Genomic DNA, 22,303 nt, shown 5'->3' with positions numbered 1-22,303 from the left:
TTTCTCCCGGCCAGGGGGGTGACTGCAGCCGACCTGTGACGTGTCGCGCGCACCGGCGGCACGCTCCGGCCGGGGGCTTCAGAAGGCCGGCCGCTCCGGGTCCAGCCGGGCGACGCCCTCGGTGGGCGAGGACGCCTCGGCGAAGTGCCGCTTGGGAATGCGGCCCGCCCGGTACGCCAGCCGTCCCGCCTCCACCGCGTGCCGCATCGCCTCCGCCATCACCACCGGCTCCTGTGCCCGCGTCACCGCCGAGGCGAGCATCACACCCGCGCAGCCCAGCTCCATCGCCAGCGCCACGTCCGACGCCGTGCCCGCCCCCGCGTCCAGGATCACCGGTACGCGCGCGTGCTCGACGATCAGCTGGAAGTTGTGCGGATTGCGGATCCCGAGACCGGAACCGATGGGCGAGCCCAGCGGCATGATCGCCGCACAGCCGACGTCCTGGAGCTTGCGCGCCAGCACCGGGTCGTCGTTGGTGTACGGCAGCACCGTGAACCCGTCGTCGACCAGCGTCTCCGCCGCGTCCAGCAGCTCGATCGGGTCCGGCAGCAGCGTGCGCTCGTCGGCGATGACCTCCAGCTTGACCAGGTCCGTGCCCAGTGCCTCCCGGGCCAGCCGGGCCGTGAGCACCGCCTCCCCGGCGGTGAAGCAGCCGGCGGTGTTCGGCAGCACCCGGATGCCGAGACGGTCCAGCACCGACAGCACCGAGCCGTGCACGTCGGGGTTGACCCGCCGCATCGCCACGGTCGTCAGCTCCGTGCCGGAGGCGACCAGCGCCCGCTCCAGCACCTCCAGGCTGGGCGCGCCGCCCGTCCCCATGATCAGGCGGGAGGTGAGCGGCGTGCCGCCGAGGACGAAGGGGTCGTCAGCCATGGTTCAGCCTCCCTGGACGGCGGTCAGGATCTCGACGCGGTCGCCCTCGGCGAGGGCCGTGGCGGCCCACCGGGTGCGCGGGACGACGGTCTCGTTGAGGGCGGCGGCCACCCCGGAGGGGGCCGCGGTGAGCGACTTCACGACCGTGTCGAGAGCCGTGCCGGGCTCGATGCGGCGGGGCTCACCGTTGACGGAGATGTTCATGCGGGCTGCTCCGTGAGGGTGCGTGCGGGCTGCTGCGCGGCCGCTGCGGGGGAAAAGCGCTTCGGGGTGAAGGGGCGGGCCTCCTCGGGCAGCTCACCGGTGACGAGGGCGTGGGCGAGGACGTCGCCGGTGACCGGGGTGAGCAGGACGCCGTTGCGGTGGTGCCCCGTGGCCAGCAGCAGCCCGTCCAGCGCGGTCGGGCCGAGCAGCGGCGCGTTGTCCGGGGAGCCGGGGCGCAGTCCGGCCCGGGTCTCCGTCAGCGGCAGCTCGGTGATGCCGGGCACCAGCTCGTGGGCGTCGCGCAGCAGCTCGTAGACACCACCCGCGGTGACCGTGGTGTCCCAGCCCATCTCCTCGCTGGTCGCGCCGACGACCAGCTCACCGTTCTCACGCGGCACCAGATAGAGCGCGCCGCCGCGCACCACCGCGCGCACGGTCCGGCTCAGGAACGGCGTGCGGTGGTGAGGCATGGCCAGCCGCAGCACCTGCCCCTTCACCGGCCGCACCGGCGGCAGCACGGCCTCCGGCACGCCCGCGAGACGTCCGCTCAGGCTGCCGGCCGCGAGCACGACCTGCCCTGCGCCCAGCTCCTCGCCCTCGCGCGTGACGACGCCCGCCGCGCGCTCGCGCACCACCGTGAGCCGCTCGGCCCGGGTCCGGTGGAACACCACCCCGGCCCGCTCGCAGGCGGTGACCAGCGCGGCCGCCAGCCGGCGCGGGTCCACCTGGTGATCGCCGTCGACCCGCAGCCCGCCGCGCACGCCCGGCGCGAGCATCGGCTCAAGCCGCCGGCAGTCCCGGCCGGACAGCCACTCCGACTCCAGGCCCGAGTGCCGCTGCAGGGCGTGCAGTTCCTTCAGATGGGCGCGGTCGTCGGCGTCCAGGGCCACGGCGAGCGTGCCGCTGCGGCGGTAGCCGAGGTCGTGGCCGGTGGCGTCGGTGAGCTCGGCCGCGAAGTCCGGATAGCGGCGCGCCGAGGCGAGGTTGAGGCCGAGCAGCGTCTGCTCGCCGTGGTGCAGTTCCGTGACGGCGGCCAGCATCCCGGCCGCCACCTGCGCGGCGCCGCCGCCGGGCTCGGGGTCCACGACCGCGGTGGTGAACCCCCTCTGTGCGGCCCGCCAGGCCGTGACCAGCCCGATGATCCCGCCCCCGATGACGAGGACGTCTGACGTACGCGTAGGCGACATGGGCGTCCAGCCCCTCCCTTCGCCGGCATGACCCGGATCAGGTTCGTACGGTCGGAGGCCGTCCCAGCCTCCCTCTCAGCCCGGTGCGTCCGGGCTCCCGCGAGTGCTTTACGGTGGCCACCCTAGCCCGTGCCGCTGCGTGTCTGTAAGGGAGCCTTCCGTCATGACCCGGTCCCTCGACGGTCTCGTCCTCGCCCCGGTCGCCGACCAGGCGCCCGGTCAGGTGGGCACCCGCACCCGCTTCACCTACCACCAGCGCGGCGGCGAGATCTGGGCCGAGTACGCCGGCGGCGACGTGGTGCGCGGCCATCTCGTGGGCACCCGGGAGGGGGACCGGCTGGACTTCCGGTACGTGCAGCTCAAGCAGGACGGGACGACGTCTTGCGGGCACTGCGTCTCCACGGTCGTGGAGCTGCCCGACGGGCGGCTGCGGCTGGAGGAGACCTGGGAGTGGGAGTCCCAGGACGGCAGCGGCACCAGCGTGGTGGAGGAGCTGCACGCGCGTGTGGAGCAGGTCACGGCACAGGAGCGCTGACTGACGCTCTGTCAGGTGTCTATGGTGATCAGGTGAGCGAGCAGACGCAGCAACGGGGCACACCGGCGACGGCGCAGGCGCGGCGCGTGGTCGTCGTGGGCGCGGGCATGGCCGGGGTGCAGACCGCGGTGGCCCTGCGCGATCAGGGGTTCACCGGCACCGTCACGCTGATCGGCGCCGAGCCCCACCAGCCCTACGACCGGCCCCCGCTGTCCAAGGCCGTCCTGCTCGGCACGGCCGAGGGCTCCGCCTTCGACGTGGACTTCGAGGCGCTGGGCATCGAGCTGCGGCTCGGCTGCGAGGTGCTGGGCCTGCGCCCCGCCGGCCATGAACTCGACACCGGGGCCGGACCCGTCCCCTACGACGTCCTCGTGCTCGCCACCGGCGCCGAACCGATCACCCTGCCCGGCGCGCAGGGCGTGCCCGGGGTGCACCTGCTGCGCACCCTGGACGACGCCGAGCGGCTGCGCCCGGTGCTCGCCCTGCAGCACGACATCGTGGTCGTCGGCGCCGGCTGGATCGGCGCGGAGTTCGCCACGGCCGCGCGTGAGGCGGGCTGCGCGGTCACCGTCGTGGAGGCAGCCGACCGCCCGCTCGCCGGGGCGCTGCCCGCCGAGGTCGCCGCGCCGATGACCGCCTGGTACGCCGACGCCGGCGTCGAGCTGCGCACCCACGCGCGCGTGGCGGGCGTCGAGCAGGGCGTGGTGGTCCTCGACGACGGCACCCGGCTGCCCGCCGGCGCGGTCGTCGTCGGCATCGGCGCGCGGCCCGCGACCGGCTGGCTGGCCGGCTCCGGCATCGAACTGGGGCCGCGCGGCGAGGTCGTGGCCGACGCGCATCTGCGCACCTCGCTGCCGGACGTGTACGCGGTCGGCGACTGCGCCTCCTTCCCCTCCGCCCGCTACGGCGAACGTCTGCTCGTCCACCACTGGGACAACGCCCTCCAGGGCCCCCGCACGGTCGCCGCGAACATCGTCGGCGACACGCCCGCGGAGTACGACCCGGTGCCGTACTTCTGGTCCGAGCAGTTCGGCCGCTTCGTTCAGTACGCCGGGCATCACACCGCCGCCGACCGCACCGTGTGGCGCGGTGACGCGTCCGGGCCGGCCTGGACGGTGTGCTGGCTGCGCGAGGGGCGGCTGGTCGCCCTGCTGGCGGTGGGCCGTCCCCGCGATCTGGCCCAGGCGCGGCGGCTGATCGAGGCGGGCACGGCGATGGATCCCCAGCTGCTGGCGGACCCGGCGAGGCCGTTGAAGGCGGCCACGGCCTGAGCCACCCGGGTGATGTCGCTCCTGGTGGACGGCCCGGTGGACGGCGGGGTGGACGGAGGGGCGGACGACGGCGTGGATGGCCCAGGTGGACGGGCCCGACTTCCGACTGTCAGTGGCAGATGGCAGGCTTGTCCCGTGACCGAGATTGACGCAAAGATCGATGCTCTCGTCCCCGCCTGGCTCAACCTGCCCGACATCGCCGAGATGCTCGGCGTCGAGGTGACGCGTGTCCGGCAGCTGGTCAAGGAGGGCCAGCTCATCGCCGTACGGCGCGGTGAGAACCGCGCGCTGCACGTCCCCGCCGCCTTCATCGACGGGGACAAGGTCGTCAAGGGCCTGACCGGCACCCTGACGCTCCTGCGGGACGACGGGTTCTCGGACGAGGAGATGCTGGAGTGGCTCTTCACGCCGGACCCGAGCCTGCCCGGTACGCCCGCGCAGGCGCTGAGCGAGAATCGCGGCACGGAGGTGAAGCGCCGCGCCCAGGCGCTCGCCGTCTGACGCACACAGACTGACAACCGTCCGACCCATGGGCCACGGCCCTCACCGAGGGCCGCGGCCAGGGCCAGGTATGCCCACGGCCGCGGCTTCTCGGGTTACGCGGCGCGGCCACTGGCGGGGCGCGGTGACGGTCGCGTCCGGCGCCGACGGGGCGTGTGGCCCGGCGCCGGCCGAGCGTGTGGCCCGGCGCCGGCGGGTGTGGCGCGGCGCCGGCGGGGCGTGTGGCGCGGCGCCGGTGGCCACGCGGCCGCGGGCTGCCGGGTGGGCCTGCGCTGCGGGCTGCGCCCGACTAGCGCTGCCCGAGGCGTGGCCCGCGGCCGCGGGCTGTCGGGTGGGCCTGCGCTGGGGGCTGCGCCCGACTAGCGCTGCCCGAGGCCGACGGTCGGCGGCGTGGCCCGAGAGCTGCGGCTGGGGCGGCGGTGGGCTGCGGCGTGGCCCGAGAGCTGCGGCTGGGGCGGCGGTGGGCTGCGGGGCTTGTGGCGGGGCAGCCGTGGCCTGAGGGCTGGGGCTCGGCAGGCGTGGCCTGCGGAACGCCGACTGCTGTGCAGAGGGCAGTGGGAGTTGCTCCAGCCGGGCTGGGCTTCGTCGCGGGGGCTGATTCGGAGGGGTCGTTTCGGCCGCGCCGCGCACGGGTCCGGGACGGCCCGCTGCGTCCGTCCGGTGCGTGCGCACGACCGCCCGGCCTTTCCGGAACTGATCCGAGGGGCCGTACGACCGCCCGGCCGTGCCGGGATCCAGCCGCGCGCTGCGAAGCCCCGGTCCACGGGAAGCTCGCGCCGATGCTCCGGGCCGGGAGCGCGGGCCCCCGCCCCCGGGAGTCCGGCCTCGTCGCCAACCGGCGCCGCAGTGCCCGGGCCCGCCCGAACCCAGACCGTGCCCAGCCCCGCCGCAAGCCTGCGCCGCAGGCCCCAACTCAGAACCACTGACCCAGCCCGCGCCCCGAATACGGCCTCGTCGCAAGGTCGTGTCGCAGCCCAAGGGCTCCGCACCCGAGGACCCGCCCGCCGAGGCTCAGGCCCCTCGAACGCAGCTCTCCTCCGGGGTCCAGCCTTGTCGCCGGACCGCGCCGTTGCTCAGGCCCAGGCCCGCCGGAAATCCGCCCCTGCCCGCAGCCCAGTCCCGTGTCCCAGCCCGCCCCCCGAATACGACCCCGTCGCAAGGTTGTGCCGCAGTCCAAGGGCCCCGCACCGGAGGACCCGCCCGCCGAGGCTCAGGCCCCTCGAACGCAGCTCGCCTCCGGGGTCCAGCCTTGTCGCCGGACCGCGCCGTTGCACAGGTCCAGGCCCGCCCCTGCCCGCAGCCCAGCCCCGTGGCAAGTGGCGCCGCAGCTCAGCCCTGGGGCCGCCGTAACCCAGCCCCGCTTCCCGACCCGAGTGCAATCCGTCGCCGCAGCCCAGGCCCACGCCCGCTCGAACGCAGCCCGCGGCCGGAGGACGGTCCCGCTGGTAGCCGACGGCTGCGGGGTTGCGGCTTCCCTCGTGGTGGCCGCTGCGGCCGGTGGTCCGGTGTCCGTCGACGCGGGGCCCGGTCTCCCGGTCGAAACGGTTCGCGGGATACGTTCCTGGGGCGCGTCCGTGGGCCGGGTCCGCGGAGCGCGCCGCCGCCCCGCACAGCCGCGCCCCGTACGATCCGGACACCGCACCCCCCGGGGGGACCACGCATGACCGCCGCCACCGCTCGCGCCCACCTCGCCGACGCCCGGCTCTACCTGTGCACCGACGCCCGCAGGCGCCAGGGCGACCTGCCCGAGTTCCTCGACGCCGTCCTCGCCGGCGGGGTCGACATCGTGCAGCTGCGCGACAAGGGCATGGAGGCTGCCGAGGAACTGGAGCACCTGAGCGTCTTCGCCGACGCCTGCGCCCGCCACGGCAAGCTCCTCGCGGTCAACGACCGCGCGGACGTCGCCCACGCGGCCCGGGCCGACGTCCTGCACCTCGGACAGGGCGACCTCCCGGTCCCGGCGGCCCGCGCGATCCTCGGCGACGACGTGCTGATCGGCCGCTCCACCCACGCCGCGGCGGAGGCCGAGGCCGCCGCCGTCCAGGAGGGCGTGGACTACTTCTGCACCGGCCCGTGCTGGCCGACCCCCACCAAGCCGGGACGGCAAGCCCCCGGCCTCGACCTGGTCCGGCACACCGCCGCGCTCGGCACCGACCGCCCCTGGTTCGCCATCGGCGGCATCGGCCTCGGCAACCTCGACGAGGTGCTGGAGGCGGGCGCCCGCCGTGTCGTCGTCGTCCGGGCGATCACCGAGGCGCAGGACCCCGGTGCCGCCGCGGCGGAGTTCGCCAAGCGGCTGCGCCGGCTCTGAGGCGCCGGGGCGGTGACGGCAGGCCTCGGCTCCCCGCGGCTCACCCGTCGTCGTCTCATGAATGTCCAAGGGGTGGACAACAACCCGACAATTCGGGCAAATTTCCCGCTTTCGGTTGGGGGACCGTCCACCCCTGGCTAACCTGCCCGTATGGCCCTAGGAACCGCATCCACCAGGACTGATCGCGCCCGTACCGTGCGCGACATCCTCGCCACCGGCAAGCCGACGTACTCGTTCGAGTTCTACGCGCCCAAGACGCCGGCCGGTGAGCGGAACCTGTGGAACGCGCTGCGCAGGGTCGAGGCCATGGCCCCCGACTTCGTCTCCGTCACCTACGGCGCCGGTGGCACCACCCGCACCACCACGGTCAAGGAGACCCAGCAGATCGTCGTGGACACCACGCTCACGCCGGTCGCCCACCTCACCGCGGTCAACCACTCCCTCGCCGAACTGCGCAACATCATCGGCCAGTACGCCGACGCGGGCATCCGCAACATGCTCGCCGTGCGCGGCGACCCGCCCGGCGACCCCATGGGCGAGTGGGTGCCGCACCCGCAGGGCCTGACGTACGCCGCCGACCTCGTCCGGCTCATCAAGGAGTCGGGCGACTTCTGTGTGGGCGTCGCCGCCTTCCCGGAGATGCACCCGCGCTCCACCGACTGGGACACCGACATCCGGCACTTCGTCGACAAGTGCCGAGCGGGCGCGGACTACGCCATCACACAGATGTTCTTCCACCCCGAGTCCTATCTGCGCCTGCGTGACCGCGTGGCCGCGGCAGGCTGCGACACCCCGGTGATCCCGGAGGTCCTTCCGGTGACCAGCATGAAAATGCTGGAGCGGCTGCCCAAGCTGAGCACCGCCGCCTTCCCGGACGAGCTGAAAGAACGGATCCTCACAGCAAAGGACGATCCGGCCGCTGTACGCTCCATTGGCATCGACTTCGCCACGGAGTTCTGCGCTCGGCTGCTGGCCGAGGGAGTGCCGGGTCTGCACTTCATCACGCTCAACAACTCCACGGCGACGCTGGAAATCCACGAGAACCTGGGCCTGCACCACCCTCCGCAGGCCTAGACCGGCCGCACCGCCGTACGACACACTGCGGTGCGGCCACTGGGAGAGGGGCGTACATGGGCTGGACGGTCCTCTACATCGCGTTCGGCGGCGTCGCGCTGTGGCTGCTCGGTGAAGTGCTGCTGCAGTACAAGGCGCGCCTTCGCTGGCGGCTGCTCGCGTTCACCGGCTTCCTCGGCGTCGTCCTCGGGGTACTGATCCCGTCGGTCGTCGTCATCGGGCTGGGCGCGGCGGCGTTCGCCATCGGGCAGACCTACGTCACGCTGTCGTTCCGGCGGGGCTTCGCCGCGGGCTGGGCGGTCCGCCGCAAGGACGCCGGGCCCGTGAAGGGACGCCGGGGCCGGTCCGAGCGCCGGGACCCGACGCTGGAGGTCTCCGATCCGGAGGCGGCCGACGCGGAACACACCGAAGCGGCGGACGCGCACCACGGTGGCGCCTTCGCCCCCGACGCCATGTCCTACGGCTCCGACGACGACCACGACGACGTCTTCACCCCGGTTCGTCCGGCCGCCGCCACGGCCGCCGAGTCGACCATGGTCTACGAGCCGCAGCCCATTCCGGACGACACCGGCTCCTACGGCGTCTACGGCCACCCCGCGTCCTCCACCGCCTACGCGTCGACGGCCCAGCCCGCCGCCGAGGAGCAGTCGTCCTACGGCTACGACTACTCCGGTTACGGCCAGTACGGCTACGACACCACCGGCCAGCAGCAGTACGCCGCCTACTCCGACCCGTACATCGGCACGCAGACCTACGGCGGCGCCTCGTACGACACCACCTACGGCGGCTCGTACGACCAGCAGGGCTACGGGCAGGACGCCTACCTCGGCGGCTACGACCAGACGCCGCCCGACGGCGTGTGGGTCCCGCAGCAGCGCACCGACGACTCCTACGGCGGCGAGGCCCCGCAGGAGCAGCCGTACCCCTACCAGCAGGGCACCGGGACCGGCCAGCAGCAGGCCGGCCACGGCTTCGACGAGCAGTACCGCTTCTGACGCCGCCCCGCGGTCCTCACTGGGAGCCGCGGAACTCCGGCCCCTCGACGATGAGCCCGGCGACCAGAGCACCCGACATCCCGGCGTGCGGGAGCCCCCCACCGGGGTGCGACCAGCCGCCGACGCGGTAGAGGCCGGGCAGGCGGGTGGTGTTGGCCGGGTGCAGGAACCGTCCCTGGCCGGCGGCGAGTGCGGGGGCGGGCACGGCGCCGAAGTGGGCGCCCGTCTCCCCTTCGGTGTGCACGGGCGTGCGCACCTCGTGCCAGAGGACTCGCTCGCGCAGCGCCGGCATCGCGTCACCGGCGGCCTGAAGGAGATGGTCCGTGTAGCGCCGGATCGTGCCTTCGTCCTCCCAGCCGGCCTCGGTCGACACCACCGCGGAGAGCACCACGGACTCGTGGCCTGCGTCCGGGGCGAGCGTGGGGTCGGCCGGGCGCAGCACCGTCACCGTGGGACGCGGCGGCAGGTCGCCACCTGGGGCGACCAGGAAGTCCAGTTCCGACTCGGGAGCCGGCGGGTGGACCACCGTGCGATGCGCGGCGCCGGGCTCACGGGCGCCGCGCAGCGCCAGCAGGACGGTGAACCGCCCCGGCGTGGGCGACACCGGGTTCGGCCGCACATCGCTCCCGTCATCCAGCGGACGGTCCGTCAGCGCGGCCAGCCGCACCGGATCGACGTCGGCCACGACATGGTCGGCCTCGGCCACGGTCGCGTCGGCGAGCTCGACTCCCGCCGCCCGGCCGTCCTTCTCCACGATGCCGGTGACCTCGGCGCCGAAGACGAACTCGACCTTGCGCGCCAGGCACCGCTCGTACACCGCACGGGCGAGCTCCCTGATGCCGCCGCGCACGTACCAGATGCCGAAGGCATGCTCCATGTACGGCAGGACGGCGGCGCTCGCCGGGGCGGTCCGCGGATCGAGGCCGTATCCGAGCACGCAACTCTCCAGCAGCGCCCCCAGCCGCTCGTCCCCCAGCTCCCACATCCCGATCTGCTCCAGCGTCGCCGCCTTCCGCGTCCGCAGCAGCCGCTTGCGCTCCAGCGCCGGGTAGGGCTCCTGGTCCGCCAGCACCCGCCAGTTCGGCCACAGGGGCTCCTCCAGCAAGGGCCGGCGGGTGCGGTCCCACGTCTCGCGCGCCCGGACCAGGAAGTCGCCCCAGCGCTCACCGGCGCCCTTGCCGAGCGCCTCGTCGAGGGCGGCGACCACGCCCGCGCGGGAGGCGTTCGGCAAGGACACGCGCGTGCCGTCGGGGAAGACGTGGTGCGAGGCCGGGTCGACCTGCACCAGATCGACGCAGCTCTCCAGCGGCTCCTTGCCGGTCTTGACGAACAGGTCCCGCCACACCGCGGGCAGCGGCAGCAGCCCCGGGCCCGTGTCGAAGCGGAACCCGTCCCGCTCGAAGCGGCGCACCGCTCCGCCGTATGTGTCCGACCGCTCGTACACCACCACCCGGTGGCCCGCGACGGCCAGCCGGGCAGCGGCCGCCATCGCGCCCATCCCGGCGCCGATCACCGCAATCCGTGCCATGCCTGCGACTTTATCCGGCCCCACTGACAGCGCCGACCGAGTGCCCTGGGCATGAGTGCGCACGTCTGAGTATCCGTACTCAGCCGGCGAGATGAGTAGGTGCGCGGATGGGCCCGGACCTGCATGAACGAGAGAGTGGAGAACACGGAGAAGGGGCACGGCCGAAGTACCGGCGACACGGGGCGCCGGAACCTCGGCGGCCCTCGATCCGCTCCTTCCGCCGGCGGTCGCCGGCGGGAGCGAGACACGGGGGAGACACGAGGGAGACACGGGGGAGACCCCGGGAACGACCGCACCACGGGGGTCTCACGGGGGGACGTACGGGGGAACGTACGGGGGAGCAGCAAAGCGCCGGTTCGGCGTGGCCCGCGGGGGACGCGGCCACGCCGAACCGGCGCTTTCGTCTGCGCCCGGCGGGCCCTGGGCCAGGGCCCGCCGCCCCCGGTCAGCGGCGGCCGCTCACCCGGCCCTGCAGCAGCCGGGACAGCGCCGCGTGCACGTCGTCCAGGGAGCGCTCCGGCTGGAAGGACTTCCAGTCCAGGGCCGCCACCAGCACCATGCCGACCAGCGCAGCGGCGGTCAGCGGGACGTCGATCTCCTCGCTGAACTCACCGTGCTCCACCCCCTCGCGCAGGACGCCCTCGACCACCGCGACCGCCTCCTGCCGGACCACCATCAGGGTGGACTGCCAGGCCCGGTTGGTGCGCCACAGCTCCGCCACGTACAGCTGGGTGAAGGCCGGGTAGCGGTCGATGAACACGAGGCCCGCGCGGATCATCGCGTCCAGCGCGTCCACGCGGGAGCCGCCCCCGTGCACGGTGCTCTCGGAGGCCTGGCGCAGGGAGGCGGTCAGCAGGCCCACGCCGTGCCGCAGCAACTCCTCGAACAGGACGGACTTGCTCGCGAAGTTGTAGTAGACCGTGCCCTTCGCGACGCCCGCCCGTTCGGCGATCTCGTCCACCGTGGTGGCGGAGAACCCCTGCTCGGCGATGAGCGTGACGGCGGCCTCGTAGAGCTTCTGCCGGGTGGCCTCGCGGCGGGAGCTGCCGCCCGGGGTGGTGCTGCTGTCCATGGCCCTGATTGTCACAGGTCCCGCGGGACGGTACGCGCGCGTGGTCACGGGCTCGGCTCCCGGTGCGGTCGTCACAGGCTCAGTTCCGGGTGCAGCCGGTCCAGGGTCCACACCTGCCGGCGCCGCGCCGACAGGGCGGTCAGGGCGAGCGCCCCGGCCGTGAACGCCGTCAGCACCGCGCACGCCGTCCACACCGGTCCGAGTCCGCCGCCGGTGATCAGCCTGCGCAGCGCCTCGACGACGTAGCTCATGGGCAGGAACGGGTGGATCGCGTTGAAGAAGCCCGGCGACGTCTGCACGGGATAGGTACCGCCCGCCGAGGTCAGCTGGAGCATCAGCAGAGCGAGGACGAGGATGCGGCCGGCCGCTCCGAAGCGGGCGTTGAGCCACTGCACGATCGCCGCGAAACACGCCGCCACCAGGAACAGGAAGCCGACCGTGCCGGCCGCGCGGGCCATCTGCAGACCGATCGCCCAGTGCAGGACCGCCATGAGCGCCGCCGTCTGCAGGACGCCGACGGCCACCACCGGCAGCCAGCCCGCCAGCGCGATCCGCCAGGCCGGGGCGCCCGCGGCGAGCGCGCGCCGGTTCATCGGCGGGATCAGCATGTACGCCACCATCGCGCCCACCCACAGCGACAGCGGGATGAAGTACGGCGCGAACCCGGTGCCGTAGTTGGGCGCCTTGTGCAGGTCCTGGGCGGCGAGCCGCACGGGGTCGGCCATGACGCCGGTGCGCCGGTCGCGCTCCCGCCGGTCGTAGTCGGGGATCTTCCCGGCGCCGTCGTGCAGCCCGCCGGCGAGCTTCCCGGAGCCGTCGACCAGCTTGTACATGCCGCCGTTCAGGGTCTCGGCGCCGGTCTTGAGCTTGCCGACGCCCTGGTCGAGGGTGTCCGCGCCGGTGGAGGCGGTGCCGAGCCCGCTGTGCAGCTTCTTGGCGCCCGCGGCGACCTTGGCGGCGCCGTCGTTCAGCTTGTTGATCTTCGATACGGCGTCGTCGAGGTCCTGGGTGAGGTGCGGGGCGCGCCTGGCGAGGGACTGCGCCTGGTTCTGCAGCGTGCCGAGGTTGGCGCGCATGGTCGTGAGGTCGCCGTTCTGGTCGGCGATCAGGGTGTTGAGGTCGTCCGCGATGCCCGCCACGTCGGCGGCGGCCTGCTTGGCGTCCTTCAGTTTGGCGCAGCCGGAGTCCGGCAGCAGCGACTTCTCGCAGTGCTCCCGGTAGAACGTGTTCAGCGCGTCGGACGCCAGATGGGCGCCCTTGGCGGCCTGCGGGGCCCGCTTCACCAGGTCGTCGAGGTTGTGCTGCACCGCGCCCGCGGCGTCGGCGACCAGCCGCGCGGTGTCCCCGATGGTCTTCTGGTTGGCCTTGAGGAACGGGCGCACCTGGTCGGCGGTGCCGTTGACCTTGTCCGCGAGCGTCTGCGTGCCGTCGGCCACCCGCTGCGAGCCGTCCTCCAGGTCGCTCGCGCCCTGGTCCAGCTTGGTGAGGCCGGTGGACAGCTTGCCACTGCCGGCCTTGGCGTCCTTCAGCCCGTCGGCGAGGTCCTTGGAGCCCTTCTCCGCCTTGCCGATGCCGGTGCTGAGCCGGTCGGCGCCGCCCGCGGCCTGGACGGTCTTGTCGTGGATGTCGGAGAACGAGATGAAGATCTTGTCCAGGAACGAGCGCGAGGCCTTGCTGGAGGCCGCGGAGCGCACCTCGCTGAACACCGTGCGGGAGATCTGCCCGACGATGTAGTTGTTGGCGTCGTTGGTGCGCACCTGGAGGGCGCCGGTCTCGGGGCTGTCGCCCGCGCTGGAGGCGATCCGCTTGCTGAAGTCGGCGGGCATGGTCAGCGACAGGTAGTACGTGCCGTCCTCAACGCCACGGCGGGCCTGCTCGGCGCTCACCTGATGCCATGCGAACGTGCTGCTTTCCAGCAGCCGCTTGGTGATGTCGTCGCCGGCGGTCAGCTTCTTGCCGTCGACGCTCGTGCCGTTGTCGGCGTTCACGAGGGCGACGGGGATGCGGTCGAGGCGGCCGTAGGGGTCCCAGAACGACCACAGGTACAGCGCGCCGTACAGCAGCGGGAGCAGCAGCAGCGCGACCAGGGCGGCGCGTGGCAGCTTGCCCCGGCCGAAGCGCCGCAGCTCAAGAGCGGCCAGTTTCGGTGAGCGCATCGGCCGCCGCCTCCTTCTCGTCGTCCTCGGGGCTCTCGTCGCCCTCGCGCGTCCTGCCGTCGTCCTCGGCCGTCCAGACGCCCTGAGGGGCCTGGTCGCGCTCGCCCGTCATGTCGTCGCCCCCGGGGGCGGTGTCGTCCTCGAATGCCTTCTGATCGCCGTCGGTCGCCACGGTGACGGCGCCCTCGGGGGCCTCGCTGCACACCGCGACCACGGTGATGCCGGACTCGGTCAGGGACCTGAGCAGCTCCCACATCCCGGCGCGCTCGGCGCCCGCCAGCTTCAGGTCCGCGTCGTCGACGCCGAGCAGCCGGGGCCGCCCGATCAGGGCCAGCGCGACCGACAGCCGCAGCGCCTCCAGCCGCTCCAGGTCCCGTACGGGGGTGCGGGCCCCCTTGGGCAGGGTTTCCAGGTCCAGTCCGGCGGCCACCAGGGCGGCGTCGACGCGCTCGGCGGCCGTCGCGGCCCGCTCCGCGCGCGGCCGCAGCAGGGCGCGCAGCCCGTCACCGAAACGCCGCTCCAGCAGCGCCCGTTCCCGCAGGTGCTCGCCGACGGTCAGGGCCGGTTCGAGGTCACTCACGCCGGGAACGTGAGCGAGGGCGGCGACTCGGCGCAGGGCGGCCATCTGCTTCGGCAGCCGATGGCCGCCGACCGTGACGGACCCCTCGGTGGGACGCATACGTCCGGTGAGCGCGAGCAGGAGACAGGTACGGCCCGAGCCGGACGGCCCGGTGATCGCGATCAGCGAGCCGGGCTGCGCGTCGATGCCGATGCCGCGGAACGCCCAGCCCCGCGGCCCCTTGAGTCCGAGGCCGCGGGCCGACACGGCGAGCCCGGGCGAGTCGTCGTCCACGTGACCCCCTGCGTTTTTGAACTGACTGGTCAGTGCAAAAACTAGCCCGAACCTTCGATCGAGGCAAAAGCCCAGGTCAGAACGGATTGTCAGTGGCATACCTCACGATGGGCACATACGGCACCCCGTAGGGCAGTGCCGTCACGCAGACGACAGGAGGTTCGTCATGGCCACCTACTCCGCAGCAGCCCCGCACCGGCGCCGCGCCACCGGCCCTGCCCCCTCACTGAACGGCCCGGCGAGCGACGTGCACCCGGTGCTGCGCCGGGCCTCTGCCCCGCCCGCCGCACTCGACCTGCTCGCCCAGGCACGTGCCGGCCTCGACGAGGCCGCCGTCCTCCAGACCTCCAACGAGCGCTACGCCACGGCCCACCTCGCCGCGCTGCGCACCGCCGCCGCCGTGCTCGCCGCGCGCGGCCGCCCCGAGGCCAGTCCCAGGAAGCGGGCCAGGATCCGGAGCGCCTGGGAAGTGCTCCCCGAGATCGCGCCCGAACTGACCGAGTGGAGCGCCCTGTTCGCCTCCGGCGCCCGGCGCCGTGCCCGCGCCGAGGCGGGCATCCAGGGCGCGGCGAGCAACCGCGACGCCGACGACCTGATACGCGACGTGGCGATGTTCCTCCGCCTCGTCGAGCGGATGCTGGTCCTCCAGCCCGTCCTGCCGGGGCCTCGTCAGGACACCGGCGAGGCGGGCCGCCGGGAGGTGAGGGGCGCGGACATGCCGGACGCGGGCTGACCGCGGTGCCTGCGGCGACCAGGGAGGCAATAGGGTGGAGCACGCCTGAAGCCTTCCGTCCCGCACCCGGGCGCGGAGGGCAGCCCGTATCGCGCCGCCGGGACGTGGCGGTGCCGCGCCGAGGAGTCAACCAACGTGTCGGACCCGATGCGACCCCGAGCCTCTCTTCGTACCGCTGTGGTCTGGGAGGTTCTCCAGGACGCCCTCGACCGCCGGATGAAGGCCACGGGCCGGCAGGTGCTGGACGTCCTCGACACCGGGGGCGGCAGCGGCAACTTCGCGGTGCCCGTCGCCCGCCTCGGCCACAAGGTCACCGTCGTCGACCCGAGCCCCAACGCGCTGTTCGCCCTGGAGCGCCGTGCCGCCGAGGCGGGCGTGGCCGACCGCGTGCAGGGCGTGCAGGGCGACGCCCACGGCCTGTTCGACGTGGTCGAGCGCGGCGGCTACGACGCCGTCCTGTGCCACGGCGTCCTGGAGTACGTGGACGACCCGGCCGAGGGCGTGCGCAACGCGGTCGCCGCGCTGCGCTCCGAGGGGGTGCTGAGCCTGCTCGCCGCCGGCCTCGGCGGCGCCGTGCTCGCCCGGGCGCTCGCCGGGCACTTCTCGGAGGCCCGGCAGGCCCTCGCCGACCCCGACGGCCGCTGGGGCACCGGCGACCCGGTGCCGCGGCGCTTCACCACCGAGCAGCTCACCGGGCTGGTCGAGAGCGCGGGGCTGCGGGTCGCCGCGGTGCACGGCGTGCGGGTCTTCGCCGACCTCGTCCCCGGTGTGCTGGTCGACACCGAGCCCGGCGCCCTGGAGGCGCTGCTGAAGCTGGAGGAGGCCGCCGCCGAGCTCCCCGCGTTCCACTCCGTGGCGACCCAGCTGCACGTCCTGGGTGAGACGAGGGCGACGACGGGGGACTGAGCCGGCTCCGGAGGCGTTCCGCGGTGCGCTGTTGATCAGCGCGTTGGCCGCGGATGGAGTCCGCCACAGACCGCCCGTTCGGGGGCTTGTCGCCGTATGATCTAAGGAGACCATCCGGCATGACGGGTCGGCCGCCGGGGAATGGAAGCCTCAGCGAGCCGGGACGCCCATGACGGACTCCGGTTGGCCAATTGGCGCAGAGGGGCGGGTTTCACGGGGGCGATTCCCTGCCTATCCTGAAGGGACCCCCCGGGTCGCCCCGGCGACTGCACGATGAGGAGGACTCCGTGCCGCTCTCGGAGCACGAGCAGCGCATGCTCGAGCAGATGGAGCGAGCGCTGTACGCCGAAGATCCCAAGTTCGCGTCGGCGCTCGAGGGAAGCGGGCTGCGTACGTACACCCGGCGCCGGGTCTACCAGGCGGTCGCGGGCTTCCTCGTGGGTATCGCGCTCCTCATGGCCGGAATGGTCGCCAAGCAGGTCTGGCTCAGCGTCGTGGGTTTCCTGGTGATGCTGGGCTGTGCCGTCCTCGCGGTGACCGGCTGGCGCAAGGCGCCCAAGCCGGGCGAGCAGCCCGCCGCAGCCGGTCCGCACGCACGGCGGCAGCGGGCGCCGAAGCGCTCCATGATGGACCGTATCGAACAGCGCTGGCAACGGCGCCGCGACGAACAAGGGCACTGAGCGCCCAGGGTTCCGACGACATCCCCGAGGGGTGACCACCAGCAGGTGGCCACCCCTCGGTCGTCTGCAGCACCGGCACGGGCGGTACGCGGCACTCGGCATGCTGCGCACTGCGCGGGGGTGCGGGGGGCGCGGGGGCGCGGGGTGCACGGTGACCGATGGCGTCGCACGAGGCCATCGGTCACCGGTGATGGGCCCGGGCCCGGCGGCGACCCCGGGCACGGTCCGATGTCGGGCCCGGGCACGCGGCTCGGCAGCCACCCGCAGCCCCGCCCGCGCCGCCGCGGCCGTGCGCGGTCGGCCGTGCGTCCGGACGCTCGCCCGCGGGCTCCTAGCGGTCGCCCGTCAGCTCCCTGGCCGTCGCTCGTCGGTCCGGGCGGTTGCCCACCAGCTCCGAGCGCTCGCCCGTCGGCTCCCGGGCCGTCGCTCGTGGGCCCCGGCAGTCGCCTACCGGCTCCCGGCAGTCGCCTACCGGCTCCCGGCAGTCGCCTACCGGCTCCCGGCGGTCGCCCACCGGCTTCCGGCGGTTGGCCCTGGTGGCGTCAGCCGGTTTGCTGGCCGGAGGGGCGGCGGAGGAGGTGGGCCCAGCGGGTCGACCAGCGGGTTCGCAGGGCCGTCCAGCGGGCCGAGAGGTCCCACAGCGCCCGGACCGCGGAGCGGGGGGCGACAAGAGCCCGCAGTCGGGTGCGCCGGTCGGCCTTCGCCCGGAGCGCGGCCCGCATCCGTCTCACGTCGTCGGCCAGCCCGGCCTCCGCCCGTGGCCGCGGCGCGTACAGTACCTGTTCCACGGCGCCCGCCACCCGGTGCACCGACGCGGCCGCCGGTCCGTCCAGCTCCAGCTCGCCCAGCCGTACGATCCGCGCCGCCGCCTTGCGCGGAGTGAGCGCCTCGTTCGGCGGGATGCCGAAGTCCCACGCCGTGTCGATCAGCTCCCGCCACACCGCGAGGACATGCCCGGCCGCCGCCTGCTGCACGGCGAGCTCGGCCGGCTCCGCGACCACCTCGAGGTCCTCGACGCCACCCTTGCGGCCCGGCGCGTGCTGCGCCGACGTCAGCCGTAGCGAACGCCGCCGCACCCGCCACAGCATGGGCAGCAGCAGCACGGTCGCCGCCGCCAGGCCCAGCAGCGTCCAGGTGGTGATCGCCCACCAGGGCGTGGAGCTGTCGCTGCCCTGCGTCGGGTCCAGCGGCAGCGCACCGGCGCACTCGTCGAGCTTCTTGGCCTGCACCGAGCAGCTCGTGCTCGCCGAGGGCGCCGCCGACGGGGCGGCGCCCGCCGAGCGCGTGGCCTGCGGAGCCTGCGGGATGTTGTTGCCCGGGCTGTCCGGCTGCGTGTAGGACGGCACCGTCCCACGGGTCGGCGTCGGCTCGAAGCGGGTCCAGCCCACGCCCTCGAAGTACAGCTCCGGCCAGGCGTGCGCGTCCTTGACGCTCACCGCCACCGAGCCGTCCCCCTGCACCGTCCCCGGCGCGAAGCCGACCGCGACCCGGGCCGGGATGCCCAGTGTCCGGGCCATCGCCGCCATCGCGAAGGAGAAATGGACGCAGAAGCCTTCCTTGTTCCGCAGGAACCGGGCGATCGCGTCGGGCCCGCTGCCCACCTCCACCTGCGTGTCGTACTGGAAGCCGCCGGTCAGCGCGAAGTAGTCCTGCAGCGCGACGGCCTTGTCGTAGTCGTTCGTCGCGTCCCGGGTGATCTGGCGGGCGGTCCGCGCCACCACGGACGGCACCGAGCTCGGCACCTTGGTGTACTCCTGCCGGATCCGCTCCGGCGCCTGCGGGGCCGCCGCCAGCTGCTCGGCCGTCGGCCGTATGGCGAGGCTGCGCACCTCGTACGTCTCACCGCGCGTGGTCTGACCGTGGTCGCCGACCAAGGTCATGCCCACCGGCTCGTAACGCCACTTGCCCCCCACGGTCACACCGCTCGGCGGGTACGGCATCGGCAGCCAGTCCTGGGCGTACCAGTCGGCGGCGGAGATACGGGTGATGATCTGCTCGCGCCTGACGTCCGCTCCCAGGCCGTCGGGGCTGGGGAACTCCTCCGGCACCGCGGTGATGTGCCGCTTGGCGGGCTTCCAGGTCGTGCCGTCGAAGTCGTCCAGCGACACGATCCGCAGATACAGGTCGGAGACGTCGTCGCTGTTGGTGCGCAGGACCATGGCCGTGCGGTCCTCGCCCTGGTTCAGGCTGTCGCGCAGCGAGACCAGGGGATTGACCGCGGAGATCGTGCCCCCGCCGCCGCTGCCCACCCCCACGCCGCTCCGGGCGCCGGCCAGCAGTCCGCCCTGTATCGCCGGCAGCGGAAGCAGTGGCACCACCAGCGCGATGCCCAGCGCGACGGCGCCGATCCGCCGTCCCGTGCGCACCGGCGCCAGCGGGCCGTCCGGCGCCCCGGGGACGCGGGGGGTGCCGCCGAAGACGCGGCCCCACTGCGACAGCCGCTCCCGGCCCTCGGCGAGCAGCAGCATCAGATATCCGGCCGCCGCCACCAGGAACCACAGCCAGTCCATGCCGCCGTCGGACAGTCCCGCAGCGACCGAGTACAGCGCGAGCAGCGGCAGCCCCGCCGGGGCCGCGCTGCGGTAGGTCACCGCGAGCGTGTCCACCAGCAACCCGATCAGCAGGACACCGCCGACCAGCATCAGCCGGATGCCGTCGGACTCCAGGGGCGCCGGGATCGCATACCGGGCGATGTCGTCCGAGCCCTGCCGCAGCAGATCGGAGAAGTGCTCGAACGCCTCCGGGCCGGGTACGAACCCGGCCACGGCCTGCCGGCCGGCGAAGACCAGGGTGAGCAGCAGCAGGGTGACCAGGGCCTGCGCGGCCACGGTCAGCGGCCGGGCCAGCGGCACCCGCCGGGTCGCCGCGCCCACGCCGGACTGGATCGCCAGCAGGATCGCCGCCTGCAGGATCCACGTGGCCGGGTCGACCAGGGGCAGCAGCGCGCAGGACGCCATCACCGTGGCCGCCCACGCGCACAGCGCCAGCCGTGCCCGTCCGCTCATCATCGTGCCTCCCCCGTACTGCCCGCGCCGCCGGCGGCCGCGAGCCCCGTGCGCTCACGGTCCGCCTGACGCCACAGATCCGCGAGCGTCGCCTCCCGCGGGACGCTCAGCGCCGTCCAGCCCGCCTCCCGCAGCAGCCGCAACCGCTCCTCTGTCCTGTTCATCGGACGAGGAGTGCCGATCGGTTCACGCAGCCAGACCTGGCTGTCGAGCACGAACGCGATCGCGCCCGCGCTGCGCTGCCGCATCCGGGCGGCCATCGCGGCCTGCTGCTCGTCCAGGTCGCCGAAGAACGCCACCAGCAGCCCCTCGTTGCCGCCGCGCAGCACGTCGTAGGCCCGGGACAGGCCCGCGCCGTCGGAGTGGTCGATCACCGCCAGGGTGTCCATCATCAGCCCGGCAGCGTCCGCGGACTCATGGCTCGCGCCCGCGAACCCGTCGGCACCCTCGCCGGGCACCGAACTGCCCGTGTCGGTCAGCATCCGCACCGAGAATCCCCGCTCCAGCATGTGCGTCAGCACCGAGGCGCAACCGGACACCGCCCACTCGAACGCGGAGTCCGGGCCCGCGCCGCGGAAGGCGACGCTCCTGGTGTCCAGCAGCACCGTGCAGCGCGAGCGCTGCGGCTGCTCCTCGCGCCGCACCATCAGCTCGCCGTAACGGGCGGTGGAGCGCCAGTGCACCCGGCGCAGATCGTCGCCGTAGCGGTAGCCGCGCGGGATGACGTCGTCCTCGCCGGCCAGGGCCAGCGAACGCTGCCGTCCGTCGCCGTACCCCTTCGCCTCGCCGGTCAGCCTCACCGGCGGCAGCGGCTCCACCCGAGGGATCACCGTCAGGGTGTCGTGCGACGAGAAGGAACGTGTCAGCTCGCACATGCCGAACGGGTCCGACAGCCGCAGCTGCAACGGGCCCAGCGGAAAACGGCCACGCAGGTCGGAGCGGACCCGGTAGGACACCTCGCGGCGCCCGCCGGCCTCCACCCGGTCCAGCACGAAACGCGGGCGCGGACCGAGGACGTAGGGCACCCGGTCCTGGAGCATCAGCAGGCCCGTCGGCAGGCGTGAGACGTTGTCCACCCGCAGATGGACCCGGGCCTCGCTGCCCGCGGGCACCCGCGCGGGGCTCAGCCGGCGGCTGCCGGCGACCCGGTAGCGGGTGCGGTAGAGCGCGGCCGCGCACACCAGCGGCAGCGCCGCCAGCAGCAGACCGACGCGCAGCAGACCCGACTGCCCGAGGACGTAGGCGCAGATCGCGGCGGCGATGCCGGCGGCCAGGAAGGAGCGGCCGCGCGTGGTCAGCCCGGCCAGGGCCGTCCGGATGCCGCCCTGCTCCCCGTGGCCGGCCTCCGGACGTCCCGTCCCCCCGTCGTACGTCATCACAGCCTCCGCGGTGGCTGCTGCGGGTAGGCCGGGGCGGTGGCGCCCAGGCCGAGGCCGTGCTGCGGGGAGGCCGCCGGGACCGGGGTGTGCTGCAGGAGCTCCAGCACGACCTGCTCGGCCGTACGGCGGTTGAGCTGGGCCTGGGCGGTGGGCAGCAGTCGGTGCGCGAGGACGGCCACGGCGAGTGCCTGCACGTCGTCCGGCAGCGCGTACTCCCGGCCGCTGAGGGCGGCGGACGCCTTCGCCGCGCGCAGCAGGTGCAGCGTCGCGCGCGGGGAGGCGCCCAGTCTGAGGTCCGGGTGGGTGCGGGTGGCCGCGACCAGGTCCACCGCGTAGCGCCGCACCGTGTCGGCGACGTGGACGCCGCGGACGGCGTCGATCAGCTTCACCACGTCGTGCGCGTGCGCCACCGGCTGGAGGTCGTCCAGGGGGCTGACGCCGCCGTGCACGTCCAGCATCTGCAGCTCGGCCTCCGGGCTGGGATAGCCGATGGAGACGCGGGCCATGAAACGGTCGCGCTGGGCCTCCGGCAGGGGGTAGGTGCCCTCCATCTCGACCGGGTTCTGCGTGGCCACGACCATGAAGGGGCTCGGCAGCTCGTAGGTCTGCCCGTCGATGGTGACCTGGCGCTCCTCCATCGACTCCAGCAGCGCCGACTGGGTCTTGGGCGAGGCCCGGTTGATCTCGTCTCCGATCACGATCTGCGCGAAGATCGCACCCGGCTTGAACTCGAAGTCCCGGCGCTGCTGGTCCCAGATGGACACACCGGTGATGTCCGAGGGCAGCAGGTCCGGCGTGAACTGGATCCGCCGCACCGAGCAGTCGATGGAACGCGCCAGCGTCTTGGCGAGCATCGTCTTGCCGACACCGGGGACGTCCTCGATCAAGAGGTGCCCCTCGGCGAGCAGCACCGTCAGTGCCAGCCGAACGACCTCGGGCTTGCCCTCGATCACTCCCTCCACGGAGCTGCGCACACGCTCCGCGGTAGCGGTCAGATCTGTAAGGCTCGCTCGCTCGTCATAGGTCGTCACCCGGCCCTC

At 73.8% G+C, this 22,303-nt stretch carries 19 protein-coding genes and 1 riboswitch; of the genes, 9 read left to right on the top strand and 10 right to left on the bottom strand.

What is annotated here, in order from left to right; translation table 11 throughout:
• Positions 1 to 78: 78 nt before the first annotated feature.
• The 3 genes from AC0B9F_RS01265 to thiO form a co-directional block, all read right to left on the bottom strand.
• Positions 79 to 873, bottom strand: a complete 795-nt coding sequence (locus tag AC0B9F_RS01265) for a thiazole synthase (RefSeq protein WP_471998135.1) — start codon at positions 871 to 873, stop codon at positions 79 to 81.
• Between the two features lie 3 nt (positions 874 to 876).
• Positions 877 to 1,077, bottom strand: a complete 201-nt coding sequence (gene thiS, locus AC0B9F_RS01260; protein WP_471998134.1) for a sulfur carrier protein ThiS — start codon at positions 1,075 to 1,077, stop codon at positions 877 to 879.
• Entirely contained in the window at positions 1,074 to 2,264 is a 1,191-nt protein-coding gene (gene thiO / locus AC0B9F_RS01255) for a glycine oxidase ThiO (protein ID WP_471998133.1), read from the bottom strand. Before thiO ends, thiS begins: the two co-directional genes overlap by 4 nt.
• Positions 2,262 to 2,375, bottom strand: a riboswitch (TPP riboswitch). It overlaps the preceding gene by 3 nt.
• Before the next feature lie 52 nt (positions 2,376 to 2,427).
• On the opposite strand from thiO, the gene AC0B9F_RS01250 reads away from it, so the two are divergent.
• The 6 genes from AC0B9F_RS01250 (at position 2,428) to AC0B9F_RS01225 (ending at position 8,951) form a co-directional block, all read left to right on the top strand.
• On the top strand, positions 2,428 to 2,799 hold the full coding sequence (locus AC0B9F_RS01250) for an avidin-fold protein (protein ID WP_471998132.1): 372 nt from the start codon (positions 2,428 to 2,430) through the stop codon (positions 2,797 to 2,799).
• A 32-nt stretch (positions 2,800 to 2,831) separates the two neighbouring features.
• Positions 2,832 to 4,070 carry an NAD(P)/FAD-dependent oxidoreductase gene (locus AC0B9F_RS01245; RefSeq protein ID WP_471998131.1) on the top strand — a complete coding sequence of 413 codons (1,239 nt, stop codon included), beginning with the start codon at positions 2,832 to 2,834 and terminating at the stop codon, positions 4,068 to 4,070.
• Positions 4,071 to 4,205: 135 nt separating this feature from the next.
• Positions 4,206 to 4,571: an Rv2175c family DNA-binding protein gene (locus AC0B9F_RS01240; RefSeq protein ID WP_471998130.1), complete on the top strand. Its 366-nt coding sequence runs from the start codon at positions 4,206 to 4,208 to the stop codon at positions 4,569 to 4,571.
• Positions 4,572 to 6,231: 1,660 nt separating this feature from the next.
• Entirely contained in the window at positions 6,232 to 6,882 is a 651-nt protein-coding gene (gene thiE, locus AC0B9F_RS01235) for a thiamine phosphate synthase (protein ID WP_471998129.1), read from the top strand.
• A 150-nt stretch (positions 6,883 to 7,032) separates the two neighbouring features.
• Positions 7,033 to 7,956, top strand: a complete 924-nt coding sequence (gene metF / locus AC0B9F_RS01230; protein ID WP_471998128.1) for a methylenetetrahydrofolate reductase [NAD(P)H] — start codon at positions 7,033 to 7,035, stop codon at positions 7,954 to 7,956.
• Between the two features lie 56 nt (positions 7,957 to 8,012).
• Positions 8,013 to 8,951, top strand: coding sequence for an SCO2102 family sporulation regulator (locus tag AC0B9F_RS01225; RefSeq protein ID WP_471998127.1), 939 nt, complete (start codon positions 8,013 to 8,015; stop codon positions 8,949 to 8,951).
• A gap of 16 nt (positions 8,952 to 8,967) precedes the next feature.
• Here AC0B9F_RS01225 and AC0B9F_RS01220 read toward each other — a convergent pair whose 3' ends face one another.
• The 4 genes from AC0B9F_RS01220 to AC0B9F_RS01205 form a co-directional block, all read right to left on the bottom strand.
• A complete protein-coding gene (locus AC0B9F_RS01220) occupies positions 8,968 to 10,479 on the bottom strand; it encodes a phytoene desaturase family protein (RefSeq protein ID WP_471998126.1) in 1,512 nt (503 codons plus the stop codon).
• A gap of 445 nt (positions 10,480 to 10,924) precedes the next feature.
• Complete coding sequence (locus AC0B9F_RS01215; protein WP_471998125.1) at positions 10,925 to 11,551, bottom strand: TetR/AcrR family transcriptional regulator; 627 nt, start codon at positions 11,549 to 11,551, stop codon at positions 10,925 to 10,927.
• 71 nt (positions 11,552 to 11,622) lie between these two features.
• Complete coding sequence (locus AC0B9F_RS01210; protein ID WP_471998124.1) at positions 11,623 to 13,707, bottom strand: YhgE/Pip family protein; 2,085 nt, start codon at positions 13,705 to 13,707, stop codon at positions 11,623 to 11,625.
• A complete protein-coding gene (locus AC0B9F_RS01205; protein ID WP_471998123.1) occupies positions 13,679 to 14,560 on the bottom strand; it encodes an ATP-binding cassette domain-containing protein in 882 nt (293 codons plus the stop codon). The genes AC0B9F_RS01210 and AC0B9F_RS01205 overlap by 29 nt, the downstream gene beginning before the upstream one ends.
• 166 nt (positions 14,561 to 14,726) lie before the next feature.
• Between AC0B9F_RS01205 and AC0B9F_RS01200 the strand changes: the two genes are divergently transcribed.
• The 3 genes from AC0B9F_RS01200 to AC0B9F_RS01190 all read left to right on the top strand — a co-directional run bounded on the left by AC0B9F_RS01200 (position 14,727) and on the right by AC0B9F_RS01190 (position 16,879).
• The gene (locus tag AC0B9F_RS01200; RefSeq protein WP_471998122.1) at positions 14,727 to 15,293 is read left to right on the top strand and encodes an SAV_6107 family HEPN domain-containing protein; all 567 of its coding nucleotides are present in this window, start codon (positions 14,727 to 14,729) and stop codon (positions 15,291 to 15,293) included.
• A gap of 135 nt (positions 15,294 to 15,428) precedes the next feature.
• Positions 15,429 to 16,199: a methyltransferase gene (locus AC0B9F_RS01195; protein ID WP_471998121.1), complete on the top strand. Its 771-nt coding sequence runs from the start codon at positions 15,429 to 15,431 to the stop codon at positions 16,197 to 16,199.
• Between the two features lie 287 nt (positions 16,200 to 16,486).
• Positions 16,487 to 16,879 carry a DUF3040 domain-containing protein gene (locus AC0B9F_RS01190; RefSeq protein ID WP_471998120.1) on the top strand — a complete coding sequence of 131 codons (393 nt, stop codon included), beginning with the start codon at positions 16,487 to 16,489 and terminating at the stop codon, positions 16,877 to 16,879.
• 542 nt (positions 16,880 to 17,421) lie between these two features.
• Here AC0B9F_RS01190 and AC0B9F_RS01185 read toward each other — a convergent pair.
• Genes AC0B9F_RS01185 through AC0B9F_RS01175 form a run of 3 tightly spaced genes read right to left on the bottom strand, consistent with a single transcriptional unit; the run spans position 17,422 to position 22,294 of the window.
• Positions 17,422 to 19,884 carry a transglutaminase TgpA family protein gene (locus AC0B9F_RS01185; protein ID WP_471998119.1) on the bottom strand — a complete coding sequence of 821 codons (2,463 nt, stop codon included), beginning with the start codon at positions 19,882 to 19,884 and terminating at the stop codon, positions 17,422 to 17,424.
• A complete protein-coding gene (locus tag AC0B9F_RS01180; protein WP_471998118.1) occupies positions 19,884 to 21,260 on the bottom strand; it encodes a DUF58 domain-containing protein in 1,377 nt (458 codons plus the stop codon). The genes AC0B9F_RS01185 and AC0B9F_RS01180 overlap by 1 nt, the downstream gene beginning before the upstream one ends.
• A complete protein-coding gene (locus tag AC0B9F_RS01175; protein WP_471998117.1) occupies positions 21,260 to 22,294 on the bottom strand; it encodes an AAA family ATPase in 1,035 nt (344 codons plus the stop codon). Before AC0B9F_RS01175 ends, AC0B9F_RS01180 begins: the two co-directional genes overlap by 1 nt.
• Positions 22,295 to 22,303: the final 9 nt, after the last annotated feature.

It is taken from the genome of Streptomyces sp. NPDC097129, assembly GCF_055668065.1.
This window is presented reverse-complemented; position numbering and strand designations above follow the sequence as displayed.

What these genes read in the sequence shown, in the direction of transcription:
- AC0B9F_RS01265 (WP_471998135.1), bottom strand. Translation starts at nt 873, where the DNA reads ATGGCTGACGACCCCTTCGTCCTCGGCGGCACGCCGCTCACCTCCCGC.
- thiS (WP_471998134.1), bottom strand. Translation starts at nt 1,077, where the DNA reads ATGAACATCTCCGTCAACGGTGAGCCCCGCCGCATCGAGCCCGGCACG.
- thiO (WP_471998133.1), bottom strand. Translation starts at nt 2,264, where the DNA reads ATGTCGCCTACGCGTACGTCAGACGTCCTCGTCATCGGGGGCGGGATC.
- AC0B9F_RS01250 (WP_471998132.1), top strand. Translation starts at nt 2,428, where the DNA reads ATGACCCGGTCCCTCGACGGTCTCGTCCTCGCCCCGGTCGCCGACCAG.
- thiE (WP_471998129.1), top strand. Translation starts at nt 6,232, where the DNA reads ATGACCGCCGCCACCGCTCGCGCCCACCTCGCCGACGCCCGGCTCTAC.
- metF (WP_471998128.1), top strand. Translation starts at nt 7,033, where the DNA reads ATGGCCCTAGGAACCGCATCCACCAGGACTGATCGCGCCCGTACCGTG.
- AC0B9F_RS01225 (WP_471998127.1), top strand. Translation starts at nt 8,013, where the DNA reads ATGGGCTGGACGGTCCTCTACATCGCGTTCGGCGGCGTCGCGCTGTGG.
- AC0B9F_RS01220 (WP_471998126.1), bottom strand. Translation starts at nt 10,479, where the DNA reads ATGGCACGGATTGCGGTGATCGGCGCCGGGATGGGCGCGATGGCGGCC.
- AC0B9F_RS01215 (WP_471998125.1), bottom strand. Translation starts at nt 11,551, where the DNA reads ATGGACAGCAGCACCACCCCGGGCGGCAGCTCCCGCCGCGAGGCCACC.
- AC0B9F_RS01210 (WP_471998124.1), bottom strand. Translation starts at nt 13,707, where the DNA reads ATGCGCTCACCGAAACTGGCCGCTCTTGAGCTGCGGCGCTTCGGCCGG.
- AC0B9F_RS01200 (WP_471998122.1), top strand. Translation starts at nt 14,727, where the DNA reads ATGGCCACCTACTCCGCAGCAGCCCCGCACCGGCGCCGCGCCACCGGC.
- AC0B9F_RS01185 (WP_471998119.1), bottom strand. Translation starts at nt 19,884, where the DNA reads ATGAGCGGACGGGCACGGCTGGCGCTGTGCGCGTGGGCGGCCACGGTG.
- AC0B9F_RS01180 (WP_471998118.1), bottom strand. Translation starts at nt 21,260, where the DNA reads ATGACGTACGACGGGGGGACGGGACGTCCGGAGGCCGGCCACGGGGAG.